The following is a 6,387-nucleotide window of genomic DNA, read 5'->3' as shown; positions in this document are numbered from 1 at the left end:
CCTGAATCCGTGAGACCGGCCCCCAGGAATGCTTCTAACCTACTGAACTGCATGGCAATATAGCGAATATCGCCATTCACCCAGATAGTGCCATGCCCAACGTCAAGTTCCGCGCCAGTCGCCGCACCCTCACCAGCCACGCCGGGCTGTCCATCATCGGGCAATGCTTCGAGATCGCTGGCGTCGACAGCATCGACAGCCGCTTCCCCACCACGCTGGGCATGCGCACCAGTGACGTGATCAAGAGCTACCTGGGCCTGCTGTGTCTGGGCATGAGCGACTATGACGCTGTCGAGAACTTCCGCCGCGACAAGCCCTTCCAACAACTGCTGACCCTGCAGAAGGTGCCGAGCGCGGCGACGCTGCGACAGCGGCTGGAGAAACTTGCCGCCAACGACCTGCAGGCGCGCACCGCCACCTGGTCCACGACCCTGCTGTCACTGATCGAAGCACCGATCACCGCCGAGACGACGCACGTCTGCCTGGACATCGACACCTTCGTCATGGACAACAGCAACTCGAAGAAGGAAGGCGTCTCGCGGACCTACCAGAAGGTCGATGGCTACACCCCGATCGCCGCCTATCTGGGCAACGAAGGGTGGTGCCTGGGTCTGGAACTGCGGCCTGGCAAGCAGCACACCATGAAGGAGAGCAACGCCTTCCTGGAGCGGGTACTGCCTCGCGCCCAAGGCCTGACCAAGCAACCGATCCTGTTACGCGAGGACAGCGGCTTCGACAGCCAGGCGCACCTGGCGCTTCTCGAACAGCAACGCCAGGTCTTTGCCGACGAGGGGCGCCGGCTCGACTATGTCGTCAAATGGAACCCGCGCGGCTCGGCCACGGCGGATCAGGATACCTGGTTGGCTGTGGCGGCGGACTACTGGGAAGAGCTGCGTCCTGGCAAGCGCCAGGCGCTGTGGCCGCAGACCGTCTCGATCCACGACGACAACAAGACCGAATACGTCGTCCAACGCGTGATGCGCCTGGTAGAGCGCACCGCCGATCGCGATGGCCAGTTGCTGCTCGAACCGGACTATGAGTTGGAAGGCTGGTGGACCAGCCTGGACGAGGCGCCGGAGGCGGTGATCAAACGCTACCAGGCGCATGCCACCCACGAGCAATTCCACAGTGAGATCAAGACCGATCTCGACCTGGAGCGGCTGCCGTCGGGCAAGTTCGCCACCAACGATCTGATCCTGCACCTCGCCCAGCTGGCCTACAACATCCTGCGGCTGATGGGGCAGCTGGGCATGACCGGCGAGCTGAGCCCGGTGCGCCATCCCGCCAAGCGGCGCCGGATCCGCACCGTGCTACAAGAACTGGTGCATCGTGCGGCGCTCGTGATTCACAAGGCGCGGCAGATCATCCTCGACTTCGGGCAGGACATCGGACGCATGACGGTGTTGAACACCTTGCGAAGCCGCCTGCGCTATCCCCGAGGCACGCCATGCTGATCGTCTGTCGGACAAAGGCACCACGCAGAGGGCTGACGGTCACCGGCAGCCAGCATCACCGTACCCGGCGGGTAGCAATGCATGAGCAAACGGGTCATCGTCGCCGGCCGATGCCGCTATGGTTGGCCATGGCAGAGATGCATTCGGCGGTTGAGACGGAATCGGAGGTCAAAAAATGCTCGCTGACGGCGATAGGGAAAGTGTCGACGCCGGCATCACGGATTCAGGGCTCCTGGGTGGCTCGTTCCACTTTGGCTGAGCTCCATGTATTTCACAGAGCCCTTCGGAAAATCCTTGCGAACCAAAAGCACTTCATCAACCTGTCACGTCAGTGACACGACGGTGTCATCTCTCAGCTTTACCGTTCAATTGTAACTCGCAATACGGCGAGCTTATTTATTGCAAAAGGTGATCCTGTGGCGCCAACTCAATCAACCAATGTGATGCTTCGAGTCGAGAGTATGGGCGTAACCTACCCGGGAAACGTCCTCGCGCTCAAACCCACCAACGTTCACTTTCACAAGGGCGAATTCACCGTGCTACTGGGACTTTCAGGCGCGGGTAAATCCACTCTGCTTCGTTCACTGAATCACCTGGTTAAGCCCACAACCGGGAAGGTTGTGTCTGGCGAGTTTGGTGAACTGACCAACCGTAGAATCCTGCGACAGCACCGCAGCCGCACCGCCATGGTGTTCCAGCATCACCAGCTGATCGAACGATACACCGCGTTACAGAATGTGCTGACAGGCAGACTTGCGTATCACGGTACTTGGCGAAGCCTGCTTCCCCTGCCCCGGCAGGACCTGGAGTTGGCTCTGCAATGCCTCGACCGCGTAGGTCTGGCTGACAAAGCGCTTTCCCGAGTAGATCAGTTGTCCGGCGGCCAGCAGCAGCGGGTTGGAATCGCCAGAGCATTGGTGCAGCAACCATCCATGATTCTTGCCGATGAGCCCGTTGCCAGCCTGGATCCGGCCACTTCTGAAAAGGTACTCGGCCTACTGCGCGATATTTGTCAGGAAGATGGAATCACCGCGGTTATTTCCTTGCACCAATTGGAATACGCCCAGCGTTTTGCAGACCGGATCATCGGCCTTTCGAACGCTCATATCGTTTTTGACGATGCTCCTGAAAACCTGAAATCGAAACACCTGGACGAGATTTACCACCGTTCACCCAGCGTGGTAGCTGCGGAAGGCAAACCAGCCATCCATAAACCTAAGACCACCCCGATAACGACAGACGTACTGGAGATAGCACAATGAAGACAATGATTCACTCTTTGCTGGCTCTGATAATGATGCTCGGCATCCAATGGTCAGCCCATGCCGCAGATACAGACCCTGATCTTTTGAAAGTTGCCTTGCTGCCGGATGAGAACGCGTCAGAACTGATCAAGCGAAACCAACCTTTGAAGGATTACCTGGAAACCACTCTTGGTAAGGAAGTAGAACTGATTGTTACCACCGATTACTCCTCCATGATCGAAGCCATGCGTTTTGGCCGAATTGACCTGGCTTACTTTGGTCCGTTGTCCTATGTGATGGCCAAGAGTAAGAGTGACATTGAACCCTTTGCCGCCATGGTGGTAGACGGGAAGCCGACTTATCGCTCCATCATTATTGCCAATGCGGACTCTGGCGTTAGCTCCTTCGCGGATATCAAAGGCAAGAAAATGGCCTTCGGTGACCCCGCATCCACTTCCAGCCACCTGATCCCCAAGGCCGTACTCCTTGAGAAGGCAGGGCTCGAAGCCGGAAAGGACTATGAGGCTCATTTCGTCGGTAGCCATGACGCTGTTGCGGTTAACGTCGCCAATGGCAATGCCGACGCCGGAGGGTTGTCCGAAGTTATCTTCGAGCATGTGATGGACCGCGGTTTGATTGATCGGAGCAAGGTCAAAGTGCTGGGCTACAGCGGTGACTTTCCTCAATACCCCTGGGCCATGCGTTCGAACCTGGCCCCTGAGCTGAAGAGCAACATTCAGAAAGCCTTTCTGCAGATCGATGACCCGGAGATTCTCGACAACCTGAAGGCTGAGGGATTCGCGGCAATTACCGACGAAGATTACGATGTCATCCGCGCTATGGCTGGCCTGCTCAATCTTGATTTCGCAAAAATGTGAGGAGTGCCCCATGAACTATACAACGACGGAACCGGCGACTCTGTCGCCGGCCCCGTCGGCCTCCGTGCTGGATGAGCACGCGAAAGGCTGGCGGAAAAAACTCGGACAGTCGCTGTTAGTGCTGCTCATCATTTTTGTCGCAAGTTGGTACGTAGGGCTGCTCAATTTCAATACACTTGCCAATGGCGTGCCAGCCATAGGCACACTCATTGGCGAATCTCTTCCACCTGACTTCACCAATGTGGCCAGCTGGGTGTCGCCGTTAATCGACACGCTTGCGATGAGCATTGCCGGTACTGCCATTGCAGTAACCTTGTCTGTGCCACTGGCATTCCTGGCTGCGCGCAACACCTCTCCACATCCGGTGGTGTTCCAAGTAACTCGAACCCTTTTAAACGGTTTGCGTTCAGTCCCGGAACTGATCATGGGCATCATCTTCGTGGCTGCTGTTGGTTTTGGGGCGTTGCCTGGCGTACTGGCGCTCGGTCTTCACTCCATTGGCATGGTTGGAAAGTTTTTTGCCGAAGCGATTGAGCATGTAGATGAGGCGCCAGTGGAAGCGGCCGATGCTGCCGGCGCTACTCGCTTGCAGGTGCTCTATCACGCCGTGCTGCCACAAGCACTTCCTCAATTCGCGGACGTGTCCATTTATCGCTGGGAATACAATTTCCGTGCCTCGACCGTAATGGGCATGGTGGGTGCCGGTGGTATTGGCTTCGAATTGATGGGCTCGCTGAGAATCATGCAGTATCAGGAAGTCAGCGCCATTCTCATTGTCATCTTGTTGATGGTCACCGTCGTGGACAGTCTCAGTGGCCGCCTTCGTAAGAAATTCAAATAAGGAACGTCGATGAAACCCAAGGTTGTGATAACCCATAAGATCCATGACAGTGTTCTGGATGAACTTGCCCAAGATTGCGAGCTGGTCACCAACCAATCCGGCGCCACGTTGCCCCAGGAGGAAGTGGCTGCGCGCGTTGCAGACGCTGATGCGATGATGGCGTTCATGCCAGACCGAGTTGGAGAGGAGTTCCTACAGGGGTGTCCGCGCTTGAAGGTGATTGGTGCAGCCCTGAAAGGCTATGACAACTTTGATGTGGATGCCTGCACGCGTCATGGGGTTTGGCTGACATTTGTACCGGATTTGCTAACCGTGCCTACTGCAGAGCTAACGGTCGGGCTGACGATCAGTCTCACCCGACAAGTCAAGGCGGCGGACCACTTCGTTCGATCCGGTGAATTTACTGGCTGGACACCACGCTTCTATGGGCAGGGGATCGAAGGCTCACGGATTGGTATTGTGGGTATGGGGGCCATCGGCCAAGCGGTGGCGCAGCGCCTGAACGGATGGGGAGCGGATTTAATCTATTCCCAGCCGGAACGTTTACCCGTGCAGCATGAGCAGGCACTGGGTTTGTCCCATACTCCCCTCAAGATGCTGCTGGCCCAGTCAGATATTGTGATCCTGGCACTGGCGCTCAATGAGCAAACCCTCCACACCATTAATCGCGAAACGCTAACAGGAATGAAACCGGGCGCATTCCTTATCAATCCCTGCCGTGGATCTGTGGTGGATGAGGGTAGTGTTCTGCAAGCGCTTCAATCCGGTCAGTTGGGGGGGTACGCCGCTGATGTGTTTGAGATGGAAGATTGGGCGAGAGAAGATCGTCCGAGGGAGATCGCCCAGGGGCTCAGGGCCCACCCCAACACGCTGTTTACTGCTCACATCGGATCGGCCGTCAGCCAGGTGCGTCTGGCTATCGAGCAACGCGCTGCTCGGAACATTCTGCAAGTGCTTCGGGGTGAGCGGCCGGATGATGCGATCAATGATCCCAGTGGCCGCGAGAGCGGCCCATGCTGAATCTTGTCTGGCTGAAGAGTTTCGTGGCGGTGCTGGACCACAACGGGTTTCAGGCCGCAGCCCGCCAGTTGGACATCGCACAACCCACACTGTCCCAGCACCTTCAAAAACTCGAAAACCAACTTGGCGTTTTATTGGTCCACAGGGGGCGCTCTGGCTGTGAGCCAACCCGGGCTGCCTTAACCTTGTTGCCTTTTGCCCGAAGTCTGCTCCGGCTGGAGGAGCAGGCGAGATCTTCCATTATGGAGGCTCGACTTCGCGTTGGGGCGAGCTCCAATATTGGGATTTATATGCTCCAGCCCTACATCCGTCGTTACAAGGAGCTGGGCGTAGGGCCCGAGGTGGATGTGGTAATAGATTCCAATCCGACTATTGCACGGCATTTATCGGACGGTGAGCTGGACGTGGCGATTATGGAGTGGTGGCATGATCTACCCGGATTCCATGCTCAGGCGTGGCGTAACGAGCCCGTTGTTCTAATCGTTCCGCCTGGTCACCCGTTAGCCCGTCGAACCGATATCGACCGCGATACGCTGTCTAACATGGCTCTGATCGGCGGCGAACCCGGCACCGGCACTGGCCGGCTTTTGGCGACCTACTTCGGTGAGCATGGGCCATTTCCGACGGTATCTATGCAGCTGGGTAGCACCGAAGCCGTCAAGCAAGCGGTTAAGGTCGGACTTGGCGCATCGTTGGTGCTTGAAAGTTCTGTACGGGAGGAGGTCCAAAATGGAAGTCTGGTGGCTATTCCCGTGAGTGAGCCTGGCCTTAGCAAGGAGCTGATGGTGATTTATCCGAGCAGCCTGGACAAACACAGGCCAGTATACTCGTTTGTTGGGCATCTCTGTGAATAGCTGTCGGGTCCCGTGTGATTAACCACCCGTTTGGTAAATAACTCAGGTCGCTTGGCCTGCCACTCCTTCATCGCCGTGATCGGTGATTGATGATGC

Annotated in this window: 6 protein-coding genes; all 6 read left to right on the top strand. The window is 57.0% G+C overall.

Translation table 11 applies throughout. The features are described from left to right. The first annotated feature begins 92 nt into the window (after positions 1 to 92). The 6 genes from KGQ91_RS04215 to KGQ91_RS04190 all read left to right on the top strand — a co-directional run bounded on the left by KGQ91_RS04215 (position 93) and on the right by KGQ91_RS04190 (position 6,291). Complete coding sequence (locus tag KGQ91_RS04215; protein ID WP_035409900.1) at positions 93 to 1,454, top strand: IS1380 family transposase; 1,362 nt, start codon at positions 93 to 95, stop codon at positions 1,452 to 1,454. Positions 1,455 to 1,897: 443 nt separating this feature from the next. After that, a complete protein-coding gene (phnC, locus tag KGQ91_RS04210; protein ID WP_020833797.1) occupies positions 1,898 to 2,716 on the top strand; it encodes a phosphonate ABC transporter ATP-binding protein in 819 nt (272 codons plus the stop codon). Then, entirely contained in the window at positions 2,713 to 3,576 is an 864-nt protein-coding gene (gene phnD / locus KGQ91_RS04205; protein WP_163650766.1) for a phosphate/phosphite/phosphonate ABC transporter substrate-binding protein, read from the top strand. Before phnC ends, phnD begins: the two co-directional genes overlap by 4 nt. Before the next feature lie 10 nt (positions 3,577 to 3,586). Beyond that, entirely contained in the window at positions 3,587 to 4,417 is an 831-nt protein-coding gene (gene phnE, locus KGQ91_RS04200; RefSeq protein WP_011784781.1) for a phosphonate ABC transporter, permease protein PhnE, read from the top strand. Positions 4,418 to 4,426: 9 nt separating this feature from the next. Then, positions 4,427 to 5,437 (top strand): phosphonate dehydrogenase, encoded by a 1,011-nt coding sequence (locus KGQ91_RS04195; RefSeq protein ID WP_104417573.1) that lies wholly within the window; start codon positions 4,427 to 4,429, stop codon positions 5,435 to 5,437. Next, positions 5,431 to 6,291: a LysR family transcriptional regulator gene (locus tag KGQ91_RS04190; RefSeq protein ID WP_011783503.1), complete on the top strand. Its 861-nt coding sequence runs from the start codon at positions 5,431 to 5,433 to the stop codon at positions 6,289 to 6,291. Before KGQ91_RS04195 ends, KGQ91_RS04190 begins: the two co-directional genes overlap by 7 nt. Positions 6,292 to 6,387: the final 96 nt, after the last annotated feature.

Source organism: Modicisalibacter tunisiensis (genome assembly GCF_020148005.1).
In the GTDB taxonomy this organism is placed as follows: domain Bacteria; phylum Pseudomonadota; class Gammaproteobacteria; order Pseudomonadales; family Halomonadaceae; genus Modicisalibacter; species Modicisalibacter tunisiensis.
The sequence above is the reverse complement of the archived record's forward strand: the minus strand, read 5'-3'. Positions and strand labels throughout refer to the sequence as shown.